The organism is Hymenobacter humi (assembly GCF_042665855.1).
GTDB lineage: Bacteria > Bacteroidota > Bacteroidia > Cytophagales > Hymenobacteraceae > Hymenobacter > Hymenobacter humi.
This window is the reverse complement of record NZ_JBHTEK010000001.1, coordinates 764,757-785,816: the sequence shown is the minus strand read 5'-3', so window position 1 is coordinate 785,816 and position 21,060 is coordinate 764,757. Positions and strand designations below refer to the sequence as shown.

The 21,060-nt window shown below is 62.7% G+C and carries 23 protein-coding genes and 3 pseudogenes; 22 read left to right on the top strand and 4 right to left on the bottom strand.

The window, feature by feature from the left end:
* Window positions 1-25 precede the first annotated feature (25 nt).
* The 3 genes and pseudogenes from kynU to ACFQT0_RS04440 all read left to right on the top strand — a co-directional run bounded on the left by kynU (window position 26) and on the right by ACFQT0_RS04440 (window position 2,715).
* Window positions 26-1,313 (top strand): annotated as a pseudogene (kynU, locus tag ACFQT0_RS04450) (kynureninase).
* A gap of 71 nt (window positions 1,314-1,384) precedes the next feature.
* Complete coding sequence (locus ACFQT0_RS04445; RefSeq protein ID WP_380200715.1) at window positions 1,385-2,065, top strand: hypothetical protein; 681 nt, start codon at window positions 1,385-1,387, stop codon at window positions 2,063-2,065.
* Window positions 2,066-2,121: 56 nt separating this feature from the next.
* Window positions 2,122-2,715 carry an alpha-ketoglutarate-dependent dioxygenase AlkB family protein gene (locus ACFQT0_RS04440; protein WP_380200713.1) on the top strand — a complete coding sequence of 198 codons (594 nt, stop codon included), beginning with the start codon at window positions 2,122-2,124 and terminating at the stop codon, window positions 2,713-2,715.
* A 72-nt stretch (window positions 2,716-2,787) separates the two neighbouring features.
* Here the strand turns inward: ACFQT0_RS04440 and ACFQT0_RS04435 are convergent, their stop codons facing one another.
* Both ACFQT0_RS04435 and ACFQT0_RS04430 read right to left on the bottom strand, forming a co-directional pair.
* Window positions 2,788-4,368 carry a TonB-dependent receptor domain-containing protein gene (locus ACFQT0_RS04435; RefSeq protein WP_380200711.1) on the bottom strand — a complete coding sequence of 527 codons (1,581 nt, stop codon included), beginning with the start codon at window positions 4,366-4,368 and terminating at the stop codon, window positions 2,788-2,790.
* A 499-nt stretch (window positions 4,369-4,867) separates the two neighbouring features.
* Window positions 4,868-5,536 (bottom strand): annotated as a pseudogene (locus tag ACFQT0_RS04430) (carboxypeptidase-like regulatory domain-containing protein); the annotation flags it as partial.
* A 604-nt stretch (window positions 5,537-6,140) separates the two neighbouring features.
* Between ACFQT0_RS04430 and ACFQT0_RS04425 the strand changes: the two are divergent.
* The 4 genes from ACFQT0_RS04425 (at window position 6,141) to ACFQT0_RS04410 (ending at window position 8,304) form a co-directional block, all read left to right on the top strand.
* Window positions 6,141-7,109, top strand: coding sequence for an FAD-dependent oxidoreductase (locus ACFQT0_RS04425; RefSeq protein ID WP_380200709.1), 969 nt, complete (start codon window positions 6,141-6,143; stop codon window positions 7,107-7,109).
* A complete protein-coding gene (locus tag ACFQT0_RS04420) occupies window positions 7,019-7,519 on the top strand; it encodes an FAD-dependent oxidoreductase (protein ID WP_380200707.1) in 501 nt (166 codons plus the stop codon). The genes ACFQT0_RS04425 and ACFQT0_RS04420 overlap by 91 nt, the downstream gene beginning before the upstream one ends.
* 70 nt (window positions 7,520-7,589) lie before the next feature.
* The gene (locus tag ACFQT0_RS04415; RefSeq protein WP_380200705.1) at window positions 7,590-8,039 is read left to right on the top strand and encodes a LytR/AlgR family response regulator transcription factor; all 450 of its coding nucleotides are present in this window, start codon (window positions 7,590-7,592) and stop codon (window positions 8,037-8,039) included.
* Window positions 8,002-8,304, top strand: coding sequence for a LytR/AlgR family response regulator transcription factor (locus ACFQT0_RS04410; protein ID WP_380200703.1), 303 nt, complete (start codon window positions 8,002-8,004; stop codon window positions 8,302-8,304). Before ACFQT0_RS04415 ends, ACFQT0_RS04410 begins: the two co-directional genes overlap by 38 nt.
* Before the next feature lie 29 nt (window positions 8,305-8,333).
* Here ACFQT0_RS04410 and ACFQT0_RS04405 read toward each other — a convergent pair whose 3' ends face one another.
* A complete protein-coding gene (locus tag ACFQT0_RS04405; RefSeq protein WP_380200701.1) occupies window positions 8,334-8,627 on the bottom strand; it encodes a hypothetical protein in 294 nt (97 codons plus the stop codon).
* A 100-nt stretch (window positions 8,628-8,727) separates the two neighbouring features.
* On the opposite strand from ACFQT0_RS04405, the gene ACFQT0_RS04400 reads away from it, so the two are divergent.
* The 10 genes from ACFQT0_RS04400 (at window position 8,728) to ACFQT0_RS04355 (ending at window position 17,669) form a co-directional block, all read left to right on the top strand.
* Window positions 8,728-9,042, top strand: a complete 315-nt coding sequence (locus ACFQT0_RS04400; protein ID WP_380200699.1) for a hypothetical protein — start codon at window positions 8,728-8,730, stop codon at window positions 9,040-9,042.
* A gap of 181 nt (window positions 9,043-9,223) precedes the next feature.
* Window positions 9,224-9,979, top strand: a complete 756-nt coding sequence (locus ACFQT0_RS04395) for a hypothetical protein (protein ID WP_380200697.1) — start codon at window positions 9,224-9,226, stop codon at window positions 9,977-9,979.
* Between the two features lie 52 nt (window positions 9,980-10,031).
* The gene (locus ACFQT0_RS04390) at window positions 10,032-11,081 is read left to right on the top strand and encodes a carboxypeptidase-like regulatory domain-containing protein (protein ID WP_380200695.1); all 1,050 of its coding nucleotides are present in this window, start codon (window positions 10,032-10,034) and stop codon (window positions 11,079-11,081) included.
* A complete protein-coding gene (locus ACFQT0_RS04385) occupies window positions 11,050-11,385 on the top strand; it encodes a hypothetical protein (RefSeq protein ID WP_380200693.1) in 336 nt (111 codons plus the stop codon). The genes ACFQT0_RS04390 and ACFQT0_RS04385 overlap by 32 nt, the downstream gene beginning before the upstream one ends.
* Window positions 11,357-12,796 carry a TonB-dependent receptor plug domain-containing protein gene (locus ACFQT0_RS04380; protein WP_380205910.1) on the top strand — a complete coding sequence of 480 codons (1,440 nt, stop codon included), beginning with the start codon at window positions 11,357-11,359 and terminating at the stop codon, window positions 12,794-12,796. Before ACFQT0_RS04385 ends, ACFQT0_RS04380 begins: the two co-directional genes overlap by 29 nt.
* A complete protein-coding gene (locus ACFQT0_RS04375) occupies window positions 12,797-14,014 on the top strand; it encodes a DUF4249 domain-containing protein (protein WP_380200691.1) in 1,218 nt (405 codons plus the stop codon).
* A gap of 25 nt (window positions 14,015-14,039) precedes the next feature.
* On the top strand, window positions 14,040-14,990 hold the full coding sequence (locus ACFQT0_RS04370; RefSeq protein WP_380200689.1) for a DUF4249 domain-containing protein: 951 nt from the start codon (window positions 14,040-14,042) through the stop codon (window positions 14,988-14,990).
* Between the two features lie 259 nt (window positions 14,991-15,249).
* On the top strand, window positions 15,250-15,507 hold the full coding sequence (locus tag ACFQT0_RS04365) for a hypothetical protein (RefSeq protein ID WP_380200687.1): 258 nt from the start codon (window positions 15,250-15,252) through the stop codon (window positions 15,505-15,507).
* A 735-nt stretch (window positions 15,508-16,242) separates the two neighbouring features.
* A complete protein-coding gene (locus ACFQT0_RS04360; protein WP_380200685.1) occupies window positions 16,243-17,346 on the top strand; it encodes a hypothetical protein in 1,104 nt (367 codons plus the stop codon).
* The gene (locus tag ACFQT0_RS04355) at window positions 17,343-17,669 is read left to right on the top strand and encodes a hypothetical protein (RefSeq protein WP_380200683.1); all 327 of its coding nucleotides are present in this window, start codon (window positions 17,343-17,345) and stop codon (window positions 17,667-17,669) included. Before ACFQT0_RS04360 ends, ACFQT0_RS04355 begins: the two co-directional genes overlap by 4 nt.
* Window positions 17,670-17,685: 16 nt before the next feature.
* On the opposite strand, the gene ACFQT0_RS04350 is transcribed toward ACFQT0_RS04355, so the two are convergent.
* Window positions 17,686-18,090, bottom strand: coding sequence for a hypothetical protein (locus ACFQT0_RS04350; RefSeq protein ID WP_380206150.1), 405 nt, complete (start codon window positions 18,088-18,090; stop codon window positions 17,686-17,688).
* Here ACFQT0_RS04350 and ACFQT0_RS04345 point away from each other — a divergent pair.
* From ACFQT0_RS04345 to ACFQT0_RS04325, 5 genes and pseudogenes are all read left to right on the top strand, one after another.
* Window positions 17,980-18,395, top strand: a pseudogene (locus tag ACFQT0_RS04345) (5'-3' exonuclease); the annotation flags it as partial. The gene ACFQT0_RS04350 and the pseudogene ACFQT0_RS04345 overlap by 111 nt on opposite strands.
* Before the next feature lie 9 nt (window positions 18,396-18,404).
* Window positions 18,405-18,941: a 5'-3' exonuclease gene (locus ACFQT0_RS04340; RefSeq protein WP_380205909.1), complete on the top strand. Its 537-nt coding sequence runs from the start codon at window positions 18,405-18,407 to the stop codon at window positions 18,939-18,941.
* Window positions 18,877-19,254 (top strand): hypothetical protein, encoded by a 378-nt coding sequence (locus ACFQT0_RS04335; protein ID WP_380200681.1) that lies wholly within the window; start codon window positions 18,877-18,879, stop codon window positions 19,252-19,254. Before ACFQT0_RS04340 ends, ACFQT0_RS04335 begins: the two co-directional genes overlap by 65 nt.
* Window positions 19,224-19,958: a DNA polymerase gene (locus ACFQT0_RS04330; RefSeq protein ID WP_380200679.1), complete on the top strand. Its 735-nt coding sequence runs from the start codon at window positions 19,224-19,226 to the stop codon at window positions 19,956-19,958. Before ACFQT0_RS04335 ends, ACFQT0_RS04330 begins: the two co-directional genes overlap by 31 nt.
* Window positions 19,955-20,809 (top strand): DNA polymerase, encoded by an 855-nt coding sequence (locus ACFQT0_RS04325; protein WP_380200677.1) that lies wholly within the window; start codon window positions 19,955-19,957, stop codon window positions 20,807-20,809. Before ACFQT0_RS04330 ends, ACFQT0_RS04325 begins: the two co-directional genes overlap by 4 nt.
* Window positions 20,810-21,060: the final 251 nt, after the last annotated feature.

Below are 21,060 nucleotides of genomic sequence, written 5' to 3'. Positions count from 1 at the left end.
GTTGGGCCGGCTATCTTTGCGCGCAATGACGACCACCCTTTCCGCTGCCCAACTCGACACTGCCGACCCGCTGGCCGCTTTCCGCCAGGAGTTTCACATTCCTCCGGGGCCCGACGGCCGGCCGTGCGCCTACCTCTGCGGCAACTCGCTCGGCTTGCAGCCCAAGGCGGCCCGCGCGGCCGTGGAGCAGGAGTTTGAGGCTTGGGAGCGACTGGGCGTGGAAGGCCATTTCCACGGCACTTCGCCCTGGATGCACTACCACGAAACCCTGACGGATGCCTCGGCCCGCTTGGTGGGTGCCCGGCCCCTGGAGGTGGTCGTGATGAACAACCTGACCGTGAACCTGCACCTGCTGCTGGTGTCGTTTTACCGGCCCACGGCCACGCGCTACAAGATTCTGATGGAGGGCGGCGCCTTCCCGTCCGACCAGTACGCCATCGAGAGCCAGGCCCGTCTGCACGGCCTCGACCCGGCCGAGGCCATTGTGGAGCCTGGTGCCGCGCCCCGGCGAGCACACCCTGCGCACCGAAGACATCGAAGCCACCATTCAGGCGCTGGGCGACTCGCTGGCCACCATCCTCATCGGGGGCGTGAACTACTACACCGGACAGGCCTTCGACATGGCCGCCATCACGCGGGCGGGCCACGCGGTGGGTGCGCTGGTGGGCTTCGATCTGGCCCACGCGGCCGGCAACCTGGAGATGCATCTGCACGACTGGGACGTGGATTTTGCCTGCTGGTGCTCCTACAAGTACCTGAACTCAGGCCCCGGCGGCACCTCCGGCGTGTTCGTGCACGAGCGGTTTGCCCACCGGCCCGATTTGCTGCGGCTGGCCGGCTGGTGGGGCCACGACCCCTCCGATAGGTTCCAGATGAAAAAGGCTTCCGGCCCATGCCCGGCGCGGCCGGCTGGCAGCTTTCGAACGCCCAGATTTTCCCCATGGCCATTCACCGCGCCAGCCTCGAACTCGTGGAGCGGGCCGGCGGCATGGCCGCGCTGCGCCGCAAAAGCGAGCAGGCTCACGGCCTACCTCGAAACCCTTATCCGCGAATTGGGCTTGCCCACTAGTCAGCTCGAAATCATTACCCCCACCGACCCAACTCAGCGCGGCTGCCAGCTCTCGGTGCTGGTGCACCAGCGCGGCCGCGAGCTGTTCGATTACCTCGCCAGTCTGGGCATTATTGCCGATTGGCGCGAGCCCAACGTCATTCGCCTGGCACCCGTGCCGCTCTATAATTCGTTTGAGGACGTAAGCCGGGTGGGTGTCGCGCTGCGGGAATTTTACAGTGAACAGTTAACAGTGAACGGGTAGGGGTTATTTCTGACCTCCCACTTGCCACAACTCAGTGTTCACTGTTCATTACTAACTGTTAACTGACCAAAATGGAAGATTACGCCGCTAAGATGCTGCTCAAGACCGACGCAGCCCTGCGCGAATACGTGACCGGCTACGTCCAGTACCGGGAGGCGGCCGTGCTGGCGGCTTTTGATGAGCTGCGCCGCCGCGGGCAGCCCGCCCCCGAAGAAGCCGCCCTGCGTCCCGGTCTGGAAGAAGCCGCCGCGGCCCAGCGGGCCACCGAAGAAGCCGCCGAAGCCGAGCGCCTGCAAGCCACCGAGGCCGAAGACCCCACCGCAGCGGCGGGCCCGGCGCTGTATTCGCCCATCACCATTGTGCTGTTCTCCATACCGTTCACGTTTCTGGCCGGGGGCACGCTGCTGGGCATCAACCTGTGGCGCCTCGACCGCAAGCGGGCTTTGTTGGGGTTGATTTTGTTCATCGCGGCCTACATGGTGCTGGGCGCCATCGCCCTGCGGTGGGCGCTGCCGCGCTTTGGCATGAGCCCGTGGTACGGGCCGCTGTTCAACCTGCCCGCTATCCTGGCGTACGTGCTGTGGTTCTGGCCCCGCAATGTGGGGGCGGTGAGCTACCGCAGCCGGAGCTGGCTGCCCCCGCTGCTGGTGTGCTTTGCGCTGCTGTTCGGTATCCAGAAGCTGAACAACTACCTGATGCAGAAGCAGCCCAAGGAAGTGCGCGAGCAGTTGGAGCGCATGATGCCCAAGTAGCGCCAACTGGCTCGCTCCGACTGCTGAAGCATCGCCCTCAACGCCCTTCGTTGCCCATGGCTTTATCGCCCCTGCTGCTGCCCCAGGCCGACCTGCTTTTCGACCCCGAATTTCTCCCGGCCGCAGAAGCCGACGCCCTGTTGGCTCAACTAACGGCCGAAGTCGCCTGGGAGCAGCGCGCCATTCGCCTATTTGGGCAAGAGGTGCCGCAGCCCCGCCTCACGGCCTGGTACGGCGACCCGGCGGCCCACTACACCTACTCCGGCCTGAGTTGGGAGCCCATGCCCTGGTCGCCCGCCCTGCTTGACCTGCGCCAGCGCCTGGAAGCTGCCACCGGCGCCCGCTACAACAGCGTGCTGCTGAACTACTACCGCGACGGCCGCGACAGCATGGGCTGGCATTCCGACGACGAGCCCGAGTTGGGCCCGGCACCCGCCATTGCCTCGCTCAGCCTAGGCGCTACCCGCCGCTTCCGGCTGCGGCCCCGGTCCGGTGTGGTCCACCCACCTTTCGGCCTCGACTTGCCGAATGGCAGCCTGCTGCTCATGCGCGGCCCTACCCAGCAGCACTGGCAGCACGCGCTGCCCAAGACGGCCCGACCCGTTGGGCCCCGGCTCAATTTGACTTTTCGCTGGGTGCATCCGCATTAAGCGTTGCGACAAAACAAAAAGCCCCGACCTGCAAGCAGGTCGGGGCTTTTTTCATCAGAGATTTTAGCTCAACTATTTGATGTCGAACAACAGCCCGGCGTAGACAATGCGGCCGATGCTGGGCGCGCCGTACACCTGCAGGTTGGCCGAGTCGAACAAGTTGGTGCCGCCCACTTGCAGGGTGGTGTGCAGGCTCTTGAGCGTGTAGCCTACTTGCGCGTCGAGGGTGTGGGCCACGGGCACGGTGCCGGTGGCAAAGGTCGACTCGTAGAGGAAGGCGTCGACCCAGCGGTAGTTCACGTTGTAGCTCAGGGCGCGCTCCAGCAGGCGGCCGTCGAGCCCGAAGTTGAACTTGTGGCGGGGCGTGTTGAAGAACGACTGCGTGCCCACCTTGAATTCTTTGGTGATGAGGTCATTGTAGCTGTAGTTGCCGCTCACCGTCAGCTCCGGCGCGAAGGCGTAGCTCAACGTGATGCCGGCGCCCTGGCTTTGCACGCGCTGGTCCACGTTGGCCGCAATCTGAATCACGCGGGTGGGCAGAGCGTTGCTTTGGAAGCGGGCGGGCGCGGCGGCGGCTACCTGGGCAGGCGTGGGCCGGCTGCCGTCGATGTTGCCGATGAAGTTTTGGGTGGCAATGAAGTTGTTGTACGTGTTGTAGAAGTAGTCCACGTCGACGTAGAGCTTCTTGGCAAACTGGGCGCGGTAGCCCACTTCGTAGCTGTTCACTTCTTCCAGCTTGAGGGCCGCAGCGCTGTACTGGTAGCTGTCGAACTGCACCGGCTGGCCGGTAGCAAGCTGCGAGCCCAGGGCCGAGGTATAGCCCTGGAAGCCGCCGCTCACGTTGCCCAGCAGAATGGCCCGGCCCACGTCGAGGCGGATGTACTGGTCGTTCTGGGTGGGCGCGCGGAAGGCGCGGCTGAAGCTGGCGCGGAAGTTCTGGTCCTTGTCGGCCCCCAGCGAATACACCACCGAGGCACGCGGCGAAAACGCCGTGCCGAAGTTCTGGAAGCGGTCGACGCGGCCGGCGGCGGCCAGCTTGAGGTGGTCGTCGAGCAGGGTTTTGCTGGCCTGGGCATAGGCGCCGTACTCGTAGTTCTTTATACGGTCGCCGTCCTTGGTGTCTTCAAACAAGCTGCCGTCGGAGCCCAGCAAAAACTGGCGGTAGGCCGCGCCGAAGGTCACGTCGGCGAAATTGTTGCGGTAGGTGTACTGGCCGCTGCCCTCGTTCAGGATGGAGCGCAGTATCAGGCGGGCGCCCTGGCCCGGAGTCGGGTCGTGGATAATTTTGTCGCGGGCGGCGGCAAACTCCGGGGTGCCGGGCTGCAGCAGCGGGGCATTGGCGTTGGCCGCGTTGCGGGCAGTCAGGGCCGCGGCGTCGGCGTTGCGGCCGTTGGCGTTGTACGCCTGGTTGTACACGGCGGCGTAGGTGCCAAAATAGCGCTCGGCGTAGGAGCCGGGGCGGGTGCCGCCGGTGGGCACGGGCACAAAGAAGTTGGGCGCAATCTGGGTCTGCAAAAACGCACCCAGGAAGCCCAGGTTGTAGGAGCCGTCGGCTTTGGGGTCGCGTCCGCCGGCGTTGTCGTGTGTGGTGAAGCCGCGCACAAACCAGTTGCGGCCTTCGAGCCTGCAGGCGGCCCTGGTGGGCGCCGCCATCCAGAAAGCGGTAGCGGCTGGCGCTCTGGTAGCTGGTGCTGGCGCTCACAAACTTATAGTCGGCCGTGGCCTTGATGGTGTTGGTGAGCAGCACCGCCAGGCTGGGCGCTACTTTATACGAACGGGTTTTGTCGTCGCCCGCAATCAGGTCGCGCTCGGTGAAGCCGGGCAGAAACACCGTTTTGCCGGCCAGCGCGCCGCCCGTGGCCGTGAAGGTGTTGCCGAGGTCGCCGTAGCGGCTTACGGCGTCGTAGCCCAGGTTCGAATCGCGGCCGTTGTTGCCGGGCTCAATGAGCGAAGAGGTGGCGTCTTCATTGGACGCAATGAAATCGTCGGCTACGGTGGCACCGCCCGAAATTTTGAAGGCTGCCCGCTCGCCGATTTTAACGGCGTAGCGCAGGCGGCCGTCGAGCAGGCTGCGGTTGCCGCCGCGCACGCGCACGGTCAGGCCCGGGTCTTTGAACGGGTCTTTGGAGTTGGTGAGCAGCACGCCGTTGAAGGCGTTGGCACCGTAGAGGGCCGAGGCCGGGCCGTGCACAATTTCCACGCTGGCCACGTCGAGCACCGGCATGCCCAGCAGGTTGCCGAAGTTGCTGCTCAGGCTGGGCACCTGCGTGTCCATGTAATCAGCCAGCTGAATGACCCGCTCCGAGCGCGAGGAGTTGAAGCCGCGCGTGCTGAAGCTGGTGGTGAGCAGGCTGGAGCTGCTGATGTCGATGCCTTTGAACCGGCCCAGGCCGGCCACCAGGTCGGGCGTGGTGATTTGCTCCACCTGGCGCTGGTTGAGCTTTTCCACCGTCACCGGCACCTGGCCGATGCTTTCCTCCACGCGGGAAGCGGCCACCACTACCTGGTCGAGCATGGCGCTGGGCCGCAGCGTAACCGTAATGGCGTTGTCGGTCTCGGTAAGCGGAAGCTCCTGGGTTTCGTAGCCGATGAACGACACCGACAGCACCACCGGACCCTTGGAAAAGTCCGATTTTATCTGAAACTGGCCTTCCTCGTTGGTGCTGGTGCCCGTGTAGGTGCCTTTGATGAACACCGTGGCCCCGGGCAGGGCCGTACCGGCCTCGGTTTGCACGGTGCCGCTAACGCTTTGCGCGCCCTGGGCCCAAGCGCCGAGCGGCAGCAAAAGACATAGTAAAATAAGAATGTAAAATGGACGCATGTATGGGAATTTGAAAAAGTAGGGTGCAAATCTACCATCCTTCTTCCCTCACATCGCAAAATATCAACTTATTAAATCGCCCTACCGCCGGGCTATAATTATCTTCTTAATAAATAGTTAATACCTAATACCCGGGTGCCCCAGCAGTTGCGGGTCGCCCTCTTCGCTGATGATGAAGTCCCCGTATTGTAAAACTTTATTCGCCGGGCTCAATTTCGACAAGGCCGGCATGCTGCGCCGCCAAAGCGCCGCGCTCCGGGGGTGCTGCCCCAGCACCGGGGCGAGGGGCAAAAACAGCCAGACAGCCCGCCGGCTGGAGTTCCGGCACCGCCACCGCATGTAGCCGACCCGCTTGTATCGAAACCGAAAATGTGTCATAGCTTAAATAAATATTCTTCTACATATTCTTCAAAGGTCATGCTATGGTTGTTCCTCTGATTCCGTTTCCGGCGAACGCGCTTTCAAACTCGACAAACACCGCTGCCCGCCCGTTGAGCCTTTAGATGCCTCTATCACAGTATGTACAAATACTCAGTTTAACCAATGTAAATACGTCGGGACCGGTGCTCGTAGTAGCTTCGTTGCCCCACTCGCTTTCTCACTTATGTCCACTGCTGTTCCTCCTGTGCCCACCGCCGAATCCCTCACCGTGATGGGGGCCGGCCTGGTGGGCTCTTTGCTGTCGTTGTACCTGGCCCGGCGCGGGCACCCCGTGCAGGTGTTCGAGCGCCGGGCCGACCCGCGCCGGGCGGGCTTTCAGGAAGGCCGCTCCATCAACCTGGCCCTCTCGGACCGGGGCTGGCGGGCCCTGGAGGGCGTGGGCGTGGCCGACGACATCCGGCAGGTGGGCATTCCCATGACCGGCCGCATCATGCACGACGTGCAGGGCAACCTCACCCGCCAGCCCTACGGCGAGGCCGGCCAGGCCATTTACTCCGTGAACCGCGGTCACCTCAACCGCCGCCTGCTCGACCTGGCCGAGGCCCAGCCCAACGTGCGCCTGCACTTCGGCCAGCAGTGCCTGGGCATCGACCTCAAAAAGCAGCAGGCGCAGCTGCTCGATACCGCCACCCAGCAGGAGCACACCGAGCCCTACACCCGTTTGTTTGGCACCGACGGCGCGTTTTCGGCCGTGCGCGGGGCCCTGCAGAAAACTGACCGGTTCGACTACTCGCAGGACTACCTCGAGTACGGCTATAAGGAGCTCACCATCGAGGCCGGCCCCGGGGGCGCGTGGGCCCTGGAGAAGCACGCGCTGCACATCTGGCCCCGCGGGCAGTACCTGATGATTGCGCTGCCCAACCTCGACGGCTCGTTCAACTGCACGCTGTTTTTTCCCTTCGAAGGCCCGGAGAGCTTCGCCGCGCTGCAAACGCCGGCCGATGTCACTGCCTTTTTCACCCGTGTGTTTCCCGATGCCGTGCCCCTGATGCCAGCGCTCACGCAGGAGTTTTTGAGCATCCCACCGGCTCGCTGGTCACGGTGCGCTGCTTCCCGTGGAAGTACGAGGACGACGTGCTGCTGCTCGGCGACGCCTCGCACGCCATCGTGCCTTTCTACGGGCAGGGCATGAACGCGGGCTTTGAGGACTGCAGCGTGCTCAACGAGCTGCTCGACCAGCACGGTGATGCCGACTGGCCCGCCATCTTCGGCGAGTTTCAGGCCCAGCGCAAGCCCAACACCGACGCCATGGCCGACCTGGCGGTGTACAACTTCGTGGAGATGCGCGACCGGGTGGCCGACCCGCGCTTTCTGCTCCAGAAGAAGATTGAGGCCCGGATTGCCAGCCAGTTTCCCGGCCGCTGGACGCCGCTCTACTCGCAGGTCACGTTTTCGCACACGCCCTACGCCCAGGCCTGGGCCGCCGGCCAGCGCCAGGACGCCATCATGGCCCGCCTCATGCCCCACATCCAGACCGAGGCCGATTTTGAGCAGCCCGCCGTGCAGGAACTGGTGCAGCAGGAAATGGCCGCGCAGAACTGAGCAGTAGCCCAAGCGGTTAATTTAGCGGTCGCCATATTTGCGCACCACACTCGCTCTTCCTTCTTTTCCTATGTTAACATGCGCCATCATTGACGACGACGAGATAAATCGTCTGACCCTGGAGCACTACATTGAGCTCACCCCCAACCTGAAGCTGGAAGCTTCCCTGGCCGATGGCATTGCCGGCCTCACGTTCTTCCGGGAAGGCAACAAGGTGGACGTGCTGTTTCTGGACATCGAAATGCCCCACCTCAGCGGCCTCGAGCTGCTGCGCGTGCTCACCGACCCGCCCGAAGTCATCATCACCACCGCCCGCCAGGATTTTGCCGTCGACGCCTTCGAGCCTGCGCGTGACCGACTACCTGGTGAAGCCCTTCGACTTTGCCCGCTTCTCGCAGGCGGTGCAGCGGGTGCAGTCCCGCCAGAGCGTGGCCCCAGCCGCCCACGCCACCCCGGACGGCCCCGTCAACACCGACCTGTTTGTGAAGGTGAACAGCCGCATGGTGCGCATCAATTTTGACGACGTGCTGTACGTGGAAGCCCTTTCCGACTACGTCAACATCGTCACCGACAAGCACAAGTACATCGTGTACACCACGCTCAAAGCCCTGGAAACCCGCCTGAGCACCTTTCCCAACTTCATTCGGGTGCACCGCAGCTACCTGCTCAACACCCAGCACATCGAATCCATCGAGGACAACACGGCCAACCTGCGCGGCGGCCACTACGTGCCCATCGGCAAGTCGTACCAGGATGGGTTCTACAAGAGCTTGCAGCGCATTTAGGCGCGGAAGCGGGGTTGAGCCAGGCGGCGCTAGTCGCCGTTCACTTGCCGGTACACCGGCAACTCGTAGAACGGGCGCAGCAGGCGCACCACGTCCAGGGCATCGGCGAGGGCTTCGTGGGCCACTTCGCGGTCGTCGAAGCGGGCGCGGGCCTTGCAGATGCTCATAGAAGGCAGGCGCGAATCTTTTTGCCAGTTGAGGTAAAAGGCCGCGGGGTCGAGCATGGCCGGGTCGGCGCGCACGAGCGTGCCCCAACCGGGCAGCTCTTTCAGAAACCCCAGGTCGTAGGACGCCACGTTTTTGCCGGCCAGCGTCACGGCCACGCAGTCGTGCGGATTGGGCCGGAAGCCGTGGGTGAGCAGAAACGCCCGCAGTTGAGGCAGCAGGCTCGGCGGGCGTGCACCGCTCGGGGTTGGGGGTGGGTTGAGCCAGCTCCACGAGCAGGCGGGCGTTGAGGGCCAGGGCGCCGGCCGTACCTACGTACTCGGGGTGGTGCACCACGCGCCGGAAGGCCGGCAGCTCGGCCAGCGGCAGCGGCCGGCGCGTGTCTTCGATAACGGCGGCCAGCTCCAGCACCTGGTGGCGGTGCGGGTGCGGGCCGGACGTTTCGAGGTCGAGGGAAACGTAGCGCATGGATGCTTGCAGGTAAGGTCGCGGACGGCTCAATTAAGGACTGCAGTAGAAAGCAGCCCGGCCACCAGATGTTCGGGGCAATGTAATTTTTCGCAGGTTGCGTAGGCAACCAATCCGTACTTGAGCCGGTCAGCTCAATGATTGATACATTTCTATGGCTTAACTTTCGTCGGCTAAGGTTCGGCTTACTGCTCTTTTGCCACTTTTCTTGCCCAACGGAGTGCTCGGGACTGGTGCCGGCACTCGCCAGCCGCTTTCAAATATCTCCACTGCCGCACTGGTAACCATGAAAACACTTGCCATTGCGCTTTCGGCGGTATTCTGCCTGTTGGCCCTGCGCCCGGCCGCCTTCGGCCAGTCAGCGGCGGCCGATGAATCTGTCGCGGTGGCCACGGCAAAGCTGCAGGAGCAATACGCGGCCTCTTTTGGAGGCCACCCGCAGCTTTACAACGGGCCCGAGTACGTGGACTACGCCAAGCGGTACCACGCGCGCACCGGCCATCAGTTCTTCTTGTCGCCGGATATGCAGACCGGCCGGGTGGACTACAACGGCCAGTCGTTCCAGAACATTCGCCTGGCGTACGACGTGGTGCTGGACCAAGTGGTGCTATCGCACCCCACGAGCCCGCTGCTGCTGCGGCTCATCAACGAGAAGGCGCGCGGCTTCACCGTCAACAACCACTCCTTTATCCGGCTGGTGGCCGATAGCGCGTCGGGCGCGGTGATACGCACGGGGTACTACGAAGTGCTGGTCGACAGCAGCGTGCAGGTGCTGGCCAAGCGAGCCAAGCGCCAGCAGGAGCACCTGCAGCAACAGCAAGTCGACGTGGAGTTTACCGACACCGACCGCCTCTTTATCAGGAAAGCCGGCCAGTACTACGCCATCAAGCGGAAGTCGCAGGCGCTGCGCCTGTTTGCGGACCAGAAGCCGGCCCTGCAAAAGTTTATGCAGGAGCAGAAGCTGAGCTTTAGAAAGGCTGATTTTGAGGCCTCGGTTGTGCAGCTGGCCCGTTACTACTGCAGCCTGCCGACGGCCAAGTAGCGAGCCCTCCGCCCACGTCCTACCCCATTGCCCGCGCTAGTTACCGCCTTTTATGAAGCACGCTTATTCATTATTCTTACTGGTATTTTTTGCGCTGCTGAGCCTGCCGGGCCGTGGGCAGCAGGCCGAAAAACTAGTCAGCGGTAATTTTTCGCATCTCCCGTTTGAGCAGTTCGCCAGCCAGGTAGAAGCCCAGGCCGCGGTGCGGTTTTACTTCGACCCGGCCGCCGTAGACAGTCTGTTTGTGACGCTGCAGGTGCAGCAGCAGCCGGTGCGCGCCGTGCTGCAGCAGGCCCTGCAAAACAGCAAGTTCCGCTTCGCCATCGACGACGAAAACCGGGTGTTTGTGTTCTCGGGCGCGGCCATCGACCCCGCGCTGGCGGCCGACTTCTACACGCCTCGTGCCGTAACGAGCAGCGCCGCGGCGTCCGACGAGCCCGTGGCCGCTGAGACGGGCCGCTCCCGCTACGTGAGCGCTTCGGAGTACAAGGTGTACGAAATTGGCGGGGCGGGCAGCGGCGCCGGCAAGGTGACGCTGGCGGGTCACATTCGCGAGCAGAAGTCCGGTGAGCCGGTGATTGGCGCTTCCATCTATTCCGAGTCGCCCAACATTGGGGCCAGCACCGACCAGTTTGGCTACTACTCGCTCACGCTGCCGGCGGGGCGCTACGACCTCAAAATCCGGGGCGTGGGCATCAAAAACACCAAGCGGCAGGTGGTGCTGCGGGGCGACGGCAAGCTCGAAATCGAGGTGGAAGAAGACATCGTGCAGCTCAAGGAAGTGGTGATTGAGGCCGAGAAGGACAAGAACGTGTCGGGCATGCAGATGGGCTTGGAGAAGCTCGACATTAAGACCATGCGCCAGGTACCCACAGCTTTTGGGGAAACCGATATTCTGCGGGTAATTCTCACGCTGCCGGGCGTGAAATCGGTGGGCGAAGGCAGCACCGGACTGAACGTTCGCGGCGGCGCCACCGACCAGAACCTGATTCTGTTCAACGACGCCACCATCTACAATCCCTCGCATTTGTTCGGCTTTTTCCGCCTTCAACCCCGACATTCTGCAGGGCGTGGAGCTGTACAAGAGCGCCATTCCGGCTAAGTACGGCGGGCGCTTGTCGTCGGTGCTGGACATTGCCACGCGGGAAGGCAATAAGAAAAAGCTGGCGGGCTCGGGCGGCATCGGGCCGCTCACCAGCCGCCTCACGCTGGAAGGGCCGCTGGCTCAAGACCGCAGTTCCTTCATTGTGAGCGGGCGCGCCAGCTACTCCGACTGGATTTTGAAACAGCTTTCGGACAAAAACTTCAAGCAAAGCTCGGCGGGGTTCTACGACCTTACGGGGCACGTGAGCCACCAGGCTCAACGACAAGAACTCCATCTACGCCACCGGCTATTTCAGCTCTGACCGGTTCCGGCTGGCCAGCGACACGGCCTACCACTACACCAACCAGAACGCCAGCGTGAAGTGGCGGCACAGCTTTACCAACCAGCTCTACGGCGTGCTCACCGGCACCTACAGCCACTACGACTACGACGTGACGAGCGAGAAAAACGAGGTGACGGCCTCGCAGCTCAAGTACGCCATCGACCAGACCGGGCTGCGGGCCGATTTCAGCTACTTCCCCAATTCCCGGCACACGGTGGACTTTGGAGCCAGCACGCAGCGCTACAACATCGCGCCCGGCAGCTTCCTGCCGCGCGGCGCCGCATCGCTGATAAAGCCCGACGTGCTGCCTCAGGAAAAAGCCCAGGAAAGCGCGCTGTACGTGTCGGACCGGTTCGACATTACGCCCCGCTTTTCCGTCTCGGCGGGTTTGCGCTACTCCTACTTCCAGGCGCTGGGGCCGCGCGAGGTGTACCGGTACGCCCCTGGCGAGTCACGCTCGGAAGCCTCTATTACCGACACGGTGACGTACGGCTCCAACAAGGTGCTGGCCACCTACCATGGCCCCGAATATCGGCTCTCGGCGCGGTATTCGCTCAACGATAAATCGTCGGTGAAGGCCAGCTACACGCGCACCCGCCAGTACATTCACCAGCTCACCAACACGGCGTCAGTGTCGCCCACCGATGTGTGGAAGCTCAGCGACGCCAACATCCGGCCCCAAATCGGCGACCAGGTGTCGGTGGGCTACTACCGCAACTTCAAGTCCAACACCATCGAGGCGTCGGTGGAAACCTACTACAAGACCCTGCGCGACTTTGTGGACTACAAGAGCGGCGCCACGCTCGTGCTCAACCACCACATCGAAACCGACATTATCAACGCCGAGGGCAAAGCCTACGGCGTGGAGCTTTTCGTGAAGAAGCTCACCGGCAAGCTCAATGGCTGGGTGGGCTACACCTACTCGCGCTCGCTGGTGCAGGTGAACGCGGCCACCACCGCCGACATGGTGAACGGCGGCCGCTACTACCCCACCAATTTCGACAAGCCCCACGACGTGACCCTGGTGGGCAACTACCGCTTCAGCCGCCGCTTCAGCACCTCGCTGAACGCCAACTACAGCACCGGCCGCCCCATCACGCTGCCCCTGTCCAAATACTACCTCGGCAACTCGCTGCGGGTGTATTACTCGGACCGCAACGCCTACCGCGTGCCCGACTACATGCGCCTCGATTTGGCCCTGAACATCGAGGGCAGCCACAAGGTGAAGAAGCTGGCCCACAGCTCCTGGACGGTGGGCGTATACAACCTCACGGGCCGCCGCAATCCCTACTCCATTTACTTCAAGTCGGTAAATGGACAAATCAAGGGCTACCAGCTGTCCATCTTCGGCCAGCCCATTCCCACGGTCACCTACAATTTCAAGTTTTAGATGCGCCGCCCTACCCTCTTCGCCCGTCTGGTGGGGCTCTGGTGCCTGGGGGCCCTGGCCAGCTGCACCGACCCCTACCTGCCCGACGCCATCAAGAGCCCGCCCAGCTACTTGGTAGTCGACGGGTTCATCAACACCCAGGGCGTCAGCACCATCAACCTCACGCGGGCCTACGCCATTGCTTCGGCCGGGGCGCCGCCCGTCGAAACGCAGGCCACGCTTTACATCGAAGACGAGGCCGGCGGGCGCAATGTGCTGCAGGAAGGCGTGAAGGGCACTTACACCTCGGCCGCGCTGGTGCTGAGCCCGGCCAAAAAATACCGGCTGCGTCTGCGAACGCAAGCGGGTAAGGAGTTCGCCTCCGACTTCGTGGCAGCCAAAACCACCCCGCCCATCGACAACGTCCGCTGGCGGGTTGAGAAGTCGGAGCTGAACATTCTCGTGAACGCCCACGACGACACCAACACCACGAAATACTACCGCTGGGAAACCGCCGAAACCTGGGAAATCCATTCTCCCTATCAGCCCAACGTGGAGTACGTCAACAGGGTCATGCGCAGCATCCGGGTGCCTTACCCCACCGTCTGCTGGGGCAATGCCGCATCCAGCACCATCCTTATTAACAAAACCACCGCCCTGAGCCAGGACGTGGTGGCTGACTTCCGGGTGAAGGTCCTGGCCGCCTCGTCCGAACGCTTCAGCACCCGCTACAGTATCCTGGTGCGCCAGCACGCCCTCGGCAAGGAGGAATACGAGTACTGGGAACTGCAGCGCAAAAATACCGAAAGCATCGGCACGCTCTTCGACCCCCAGCCCGTGCAGCTGTCCGGCAACGTCCACGCGCTCAGCAATACCGGCGAGGTGGTGTTGGGGTACGTCGGGGCGCACTCAGTCACCGAAAAGCGCATCTTCATCGCCCACACCGAGCTGCCCGACCCCGCGCCGTGCGCACGGGCTATGAGGCCTGCATTCCGCCCGACAGCATATTCGTGCCCACCCGCGGGGTGTTTCCCCGCCCCGCCCCAGGAAGTGCTGGACGCCGCCTTTGGCCAACCCCAGTACTTGCCCATCAGCGACTTTAGGACATCCAAGGGCGGGGCTTCCTCGGCCAGTCGCGCGACTGCATCGACTGCCGCACCCGGGGTACCTCCGTCAAGCCTGGCTTCTGGTAATGAACGCCCCTGGTTAGTCAGCCTTTCAGCTCAATTTCTGGCTTAAAGCCCGTTCTCAACTTCTCTTCTCCATGCCAGCATCTCCTTTCTCTGCCCGCCGGGCCTTGCTCTGCTGCCTGGCGCTGCTTTTTGGGTGCACCGACCCGTACCTGCCCGAGGCCATCACGGCGCCCAAGAGTTTCCTGGTGGTTGATGGGTTCATCAACAGCCAGGGCATGACCACGATTAAGCTCACGCGCACCTACGCCATTGGCTCGCGCGCAGCCGCGCCCATGGAAACCAAGGCCACGGCCTACATCGAGGACGAAGCCGGCACCCGCTTCCTGCTCCGGGAGGCGCCGGTGGGCACGTACACCTCCGCCTTTCTTACGCTGAACCCCGGCCGCAAGTACCGCCTGCACCTCAACACCCTGGCGGGCAAAGAGTACGCCTCGGCGTTTGTGCCCGTGAAAACCACCCCACCCATCGACCAGCTGAACTGGCGCCAGGAGAAGTCGGAGCTGAATTTCTACCTCAATGCCCACGACGCCACCAACGCCACCCAGTACTACCGCTGGGAAACCGACGAAACCTGGGAAATCAACCCCGTGTACCGGCCCACGGTGGAGTACGTGGGCGGGAAAATGCGCGACATTGTGGTGCCGTACCCGACGCTGTGCTACGGCACGGTTCATTCCTCGGCCGTGCAAATCGACAAGACTACGGCCCTGAGCCAGGACGTGGTGTCCAACTTCCGGGTCAAGCAATTGCCCGCCAACTCGGAGCGCTTTTACTCCCGCTACAGCATCCTGGTGCAGCAGCATGCGCTCACCAAGGAGGAATACGGCTACTGGGAGCTGCTGCGCAAAAACACCGAAAGCATCGGCTCCCTATTCGACCCTCAGCCGGCTCAACTCACCGGCAACGTGCGCTGCCTCAACAGTGACTCTGAAATTGCCCTGGGCTTTATAGGGGCTCACTCGCTCTCGGAAAAAGGATTTTCATCCGGCGGCAGGAGCTGCCCAGCACTTTGGCGGTCCTGAATGGGTACGAAAGCTGTTTGCCGCCCGATAGCGTGTTCCTCAACCGAGGCATGCCTCCTCCCAAGCCCGAAGAACTGCTGCATGCGGCCTTTTCCGGACCCAGTTTTATCCCTATTCAACCCATTCGGAACCCGAACAGTGTTGTGATAGGCTACGAGGCCAAGTCCCGGGAATGCGTCGACTGCCGCAGCCGCGGCACCGTCACCAAGCCTACATTCTGGTAATCATGAGGTTCGTATCATCCAGCCCTTGCCACGACATGGCCCTTTCTAAACACCACTCCGCCAGCGGCTTCTGTGCATTTTTTGGATGGCTGCTCGTGCTTGGGCTGGCGAGCCTGGGCACCGCGGCCGGCCAGGCCGGGCCCGGCGAAACCATTACCCAAAAACTGGCTCAATACGAGCAGCGCGGCCCGCACGAAAAGCTCTTTCTGCACCTCGACCGGCCCGTGTACCTGAGCGGCGAAACCATGTGGTTTAAGGTGTACGCCGTGGAAGGCACCCACGCCCGCCCCTGACCCTGAGCAGCGTGGCCTACGTGGAGGTCCTGAACGCAGCCCAGCAGCCGGTGCTGCAGGGCAAGGTGGCCCTAAAGCAGGCCACCGGGCAGGGGTCGTTTGTGCTGCCGGCCTCGCTGGGGGCGGGCAGCTACACGGTACGGGCATATACGAGTTGGATGAAGAACTTCGGGCCCGATACGTACTTCCACACCACCGTGACGGTGATTAACACCTCAGCGGCCTCGGGGGCGGCCAGCCAGGATTCGGCCAGCTTCGACGCGCAGTTCTTCCCCGAAGGCGGCAACCTGGTGAAGGGGCTGCGCAGCAAAGTGGCGTTCAAGGTAACCGACAAGGCCGGCAAAGGCATTGCGGCCGACGGCAAAGTCCTCGACCCCAGTGGGGCGGTGGTAGCCACGTTCCGGGCGGGGCGGCTGGGCATGGGCTCGTTTACCCTCACCCCGGCCGTGGACCAGGGGCCGTACTCGGCCGTGGTGACGGTGGGCAAAAACCAGGTCATCAGCCGGAAGCTGACCCGGGTGTACGAGCAGGGCTACGTGCTGCGCCTCGAAAACACCAGTCCCGACCAACTGAGTGTGACGGTGAACGGAACGGCCAACCCGGCGGAAACGGTGTTTTTGCTCGGCCACGCCCGCCAGAAAACGGTGGTGGCCCTGCAGGCGCAGGCTCGTGAATGGCCAGGCAGTGTTTGTGGTCAACAAAGCCCAACTTCTGGATGGCGTTTCGCATTTCACCTTGTTCAATTCCGGCCAGCGGCCGGTGTGCGAGCGGCTGTATTTCCAGGCGCCCCAGCGCCGGCTCACCGTCGCGGCCCGCCCCGACAAGGCCCACTACACCGCCCGCGACAAGGTGAGCGTGCAGGTAGCCACGGCCGACCAGCAAACGCCCGTGGGCGCCAACCTATCGATGGCCGTGTACCGCCTCGATTCGCTCAATACCACGGCGCCGGCCACCATCGACCGCTACCTGTGGCTCTCCTCGGACCTGAAGGGGACCATTGAAAACCCGGACTACTACTTCACTGCCACGGGCCCCGAAGCGGCCGAAGCCGCCGACCACCTGATGCTGACGCAGGGCTGGAGCCGCTGGCGCTGGGAAGATGTGCTGGCCGCCACGTCCAAGCCGTTCGAATTTCTGCCCGAGCCCAACGGGCCGGTGGTGCGGGGGCAGCTCATGCGGGCGGGCACTGCCACGCCGCGCACGGCCGTGATGACCTACCTGGCCTCGCCGAGCCGCATCACCCGGCTCACCAATTCGCTGAGCGACGCCAACGGACGGGTGCAGTTTGAGATGCACGATTTTGTGGGGCCGCAGGAAGTTATTGTGCAAACCGACCCGCGCCAGGACAGCACTTGCCAGATTAAGCTACTCGACCCGTTTTCGCAGCAGTACGCCAGCACGGCGCGGCCGTCTTTTGGCCTCACGGCGCGCTTCCAGAACGACTACGCCCGGCGGCACTTCCAGTCGCAGGTGCAGAACGCATTTGCCGGCAAGTACCGGAACCGCTTTGTGGCCCCGGCCGTCGACACCGTGGCGTTTTATGGCAAGCCCGATGAGAAGTATTTTCTGGACCGGTACACCCGCTTTAAGGTGCTGGAGGAAGTGCTGCGCGAATACGTGCCGGGCGTAGTGGTTCGCATTCAGAAAGACGGCTTTCACCTGCTAGTGCTCGACAAGCTGAACAATACGGTGTTTGCCGACAACCCCATGGTGCTGCTCGACGGGGTGCCCGTGTTCAACATGAACAAAATCATGGCCATGAACCCGCTCAAGATTCAGAAGCTCGAGGTAATAGATGGCCGCTATTTCCACGGCCTGGCCGTGTACAGCGGGTGGTGAGCTTCACCACCTACAAGGGCGACCTGGAGGGCTTCCCGCTCGATGCCCACGCCCTGGTGCAGCAGTACGAGGGCGTGCAGCGGCAGCGCGAGTTCTACGCCCCGCGCTACGACACGCCGCAGGAAAAGCAAAGCCGCCTGCCCGACCTGCGCAACCTGCTCTACTGGAACCCCAACATCAACACGATGGCAAGCCAGCCCAACACGCTGGATTTTTACACCGGCGACCAGGCCGGCCGCTACTTAGTGGTGCTGCAAGGGCTGGCGGCTACCGGCCTGGCGGGCAGCACCAGCTTCGTGGTAGAAGTGAAGCAGCCGCTGTAAGCCAATCAACCATCTGTCATGCTGACGAAGGAAGCATCTTCTCACCGTGGAACGATTGGTTCTGACTTGATAAGATGCTTCCTTCGTCAGCATGACAAGCGAAGTGGTAAAGATGCTTGGCTACGCCGACCTGCGATTTGCTGCGCTCTGCATGACATTCGACTGCATGACAGGCAACGCGCGGCTGCACGCCTTCCCCGTTCGATTTCGATAAGCTGTACCCTTCTGCAGCCGACGCCCGTACCTTCGCTCTATGTCTGAACAACCCGCCGCTCCTGCCAAAAAACTCTTCCTGCTCGACGCCTTTGCGCTGATTTACCGCTCGCACTTCGCGTTCAGCAAAAACCCGCGCATCAACTCCAAGGGCATGAACACCGGCGCCGTGCTCGGCTTCACCAACACGCTGGTGGAAGTGCTGCAAAAGGAAAAGCCCACCCACATCGGCGTGTGCTTCGATGGGCCGAAAAAACCTTCCGCCACGAGCAGTTTGCGGCCTACAAGGCGCAGCGCCAGGCCATGCCCGAGGACATCGGCATCGCCATTCCGTATATCAAGAAGATTATCCAGGGCTTCCACATCCCCATCCTGCAGCTCGATGGCTTTGAGGCCGATGACGTTATTGGCACGCTGGCGCAGCGGGCCGAGGAGCAGGGCTTCGAGGTGTACATGATGACGCCCGACAAGGACTACTGCCGCCTGGTGACGGAGCACATCAAAATCTACCGCCCGGCCTTCATGGGCAACGCGGCCGAAATCCTGGACGTCGACCACGTGCTGGCCCGCTTCGAAATTGAGCGGGTGGAGCAGGTGATTGACATTCTGGGCCTGCAGGGCGACGCCTCCGACAACATTCCCGGCATTCCGGGCATCGGCGAGAAGACGGCGAAGGCCCTGATAAAGCAGTACGGCACGGTCGAGAACCTAATTGCCAACTCCGACCAACTCAAGGGCAAGCAGCAGGAAAACGTGCGCAACTTCGCCGAGCAGGGCCTGATGAGCAAGGAGTTGGCCACCATCCACGTAAACGTGCCGCTGCCCTTCGAGCCCGAGGCACTGGTGCTGGATGCGCCCGACGAAGCCAAGCTGCGCGAGCTGTTCGACGAGCCTGGAGTTTCGGCAGCTGGCGGCCCGCGTGCTGAGCGGCGGACCTCAGCGCACCCCGGCCAGCGTGGCCAAGCCCGGCACCACCGGCGCCCGGCGCCCGCGGGTGGCGGCCGGCCAGGCCTCGCTCTTCGCCAACCCCGGCGACGAAGCCGTTGCCATCGGGGCTGAGGAAGGCGAAACGGGCAGCTACGGCGCCCCCAGCGGCCCGCGCAAGCGGCTGGAAGACGTGCCCTACCAGTACCACCTGATAGATACGCCCGAGCTGCGCAAGATGCTGCTGGGCTTCCTGCTCCAGCAAAACGAAGTCAGCTTCGACACCGAAACCACCGGGCTCGACATTATGACCGCGCGGCTCGTGGGGCTGAGCTTCTGCTGGCTGCCGGGTGAGGCCTACTACGTGCCCGTACCCACCGAAGACCATGAGGCCGTGCAGGCCATTGTGGACGAGTTTTGCCCTTTTTCGAGGCCGAGCACATTCTGAAAATCGGGCAGAACGTGAAGTACGACCTCACCATTCTGCGGCACTATGGCGTAGAAGTGAGCGGGCAGCTGTTTGACACCATGCTGGCTCACTACCTCATCGAGCCCGACATGCGCCACAACATGGACGTGCTGGCCGAAACCTACCTGCACTACTCGCCCGTCTCCATTATTGAGCTGATTGGGCCCAAGGGCAAGAAGCAGAAAACCATGGCCGACATCCCGCCCGCCGAGGTGAAGGACTACGCCTGCGAAGACGCCGACGTGACCCTGCAGCTCAAGCACGTGTTTGAGCCCATGCTGCAGGACCTGGGCTTGCTGGGCTTGCTCAACGACGTGGAAAACCCGCTGGTGCCGGTGCTCTCCAGCATCGAGTACGAGGGCGTGCGCATCGATTCCAACGCCATGAACGAGTACTCGGCCGAGCTGCAGGGCTACATCACGGAGCTGGAAGGCCAGATTTTTGCCGAAGCCGGCGGGCCGTTTAACATCGGTTCGCCCAAGCAGCTCGGGGAGGTTTTGTTCGACAAAATGCAGCTGGGCGGCGGCAAAATCAAGAAAACCAAAACCGGCCAGTACGCCACCGGCGAGGAAATTCTGAGCCAGATGGCGGCCGAACGCCCCATTGCGGCCCTGATTCTGGAGCACCGCCAGCTTACCAAGCTGCGCAGCACCTACGTGGAGGCCCTGCCCCAGGCCTGGTGAACAAAGCCGATGGCCGCGTGCACACCAACTTCAACCAGGCCGTGACGGCGACAGGACGCCTGAGCAGCACCAACCCCAACCTGCAGAACATCCCCATCCGCACGGAAAAGGGCCGCGAAATCCGCAAGGCCTTCGTGCCGCGCGACGAAAACCACGTGCTGCTCGCCGCCGACTACGCGCAGGTGGAGCTGCGCATCATGGCCGACTTCTCGGGCGACAAAACCATGATTGAGGCCTTCCGCCAGGGCATCGACGTGCACGCCAGCACGGCTAGCAAAGTCTTCAAAGTGCCGATTGACCAAGTAGACGCCGATATGCGCCGCAAAGCCAAAACAGTCAACTTCGGCATCATCTACGGCATCTCGGCCTTCGGCCTGGCTCAACGCATCGGCATCGGCCGCAAGGAGGCCACCGACATCATCGAGACCTATTTCCAGGAATTCCCGTCGGTGAAGCAGTTCATGGACGAGAGCATTAACAAAGCCCGCGAGCTGGAATACGCCGAAACGCTGCTCAAGCGCCGCCGCTACCTGCGCGACATCAACTCGCGCAACGCCACGCTGCGCGGCTACACCGAGCGCAACGCCATCAACGCCCCCATCCAGGGCACGGCCGCCGACATCATCAAGATGGCCATGATTAACATCTACCACTGGCTGCGCGAGGAGAAGCTCCAAACCCGCATGATTCTGCAGGTGCACGACGAATTGGTGTTCGACGCCGTGAAAGACGAGGTGGAATACATCACCCCCAAAATCAAGGAGCTGATGACTCATGCGCTGCTCCTGCCCCGCGGCGTGCCCTTGGAAGTGGAAGTAGGCACCGGAAACAACTGGCTGCAGGCGCACTAGGCACCCACGAGGCACTTTGAAAAAGGCCGTCATGCCGAGCGCAGCCGAGGCATCTCGTATGGTGGAACCTCACCCCCGACCCCTCTCCCCAAGGAGAGGGGAGCCACGGCACAAGGTTTTAGCTCAATTCCAGAAAACAGAAAGCCCCGGCCCAATTGAGCTAGGGCTTTTTCTTTTGGTTACCGTCAGGCTCCCCTATCCCCAAGGAGAGGGGCCGGGGTGAGGTTCCTCCCACGCGAGATGCCTCGGCT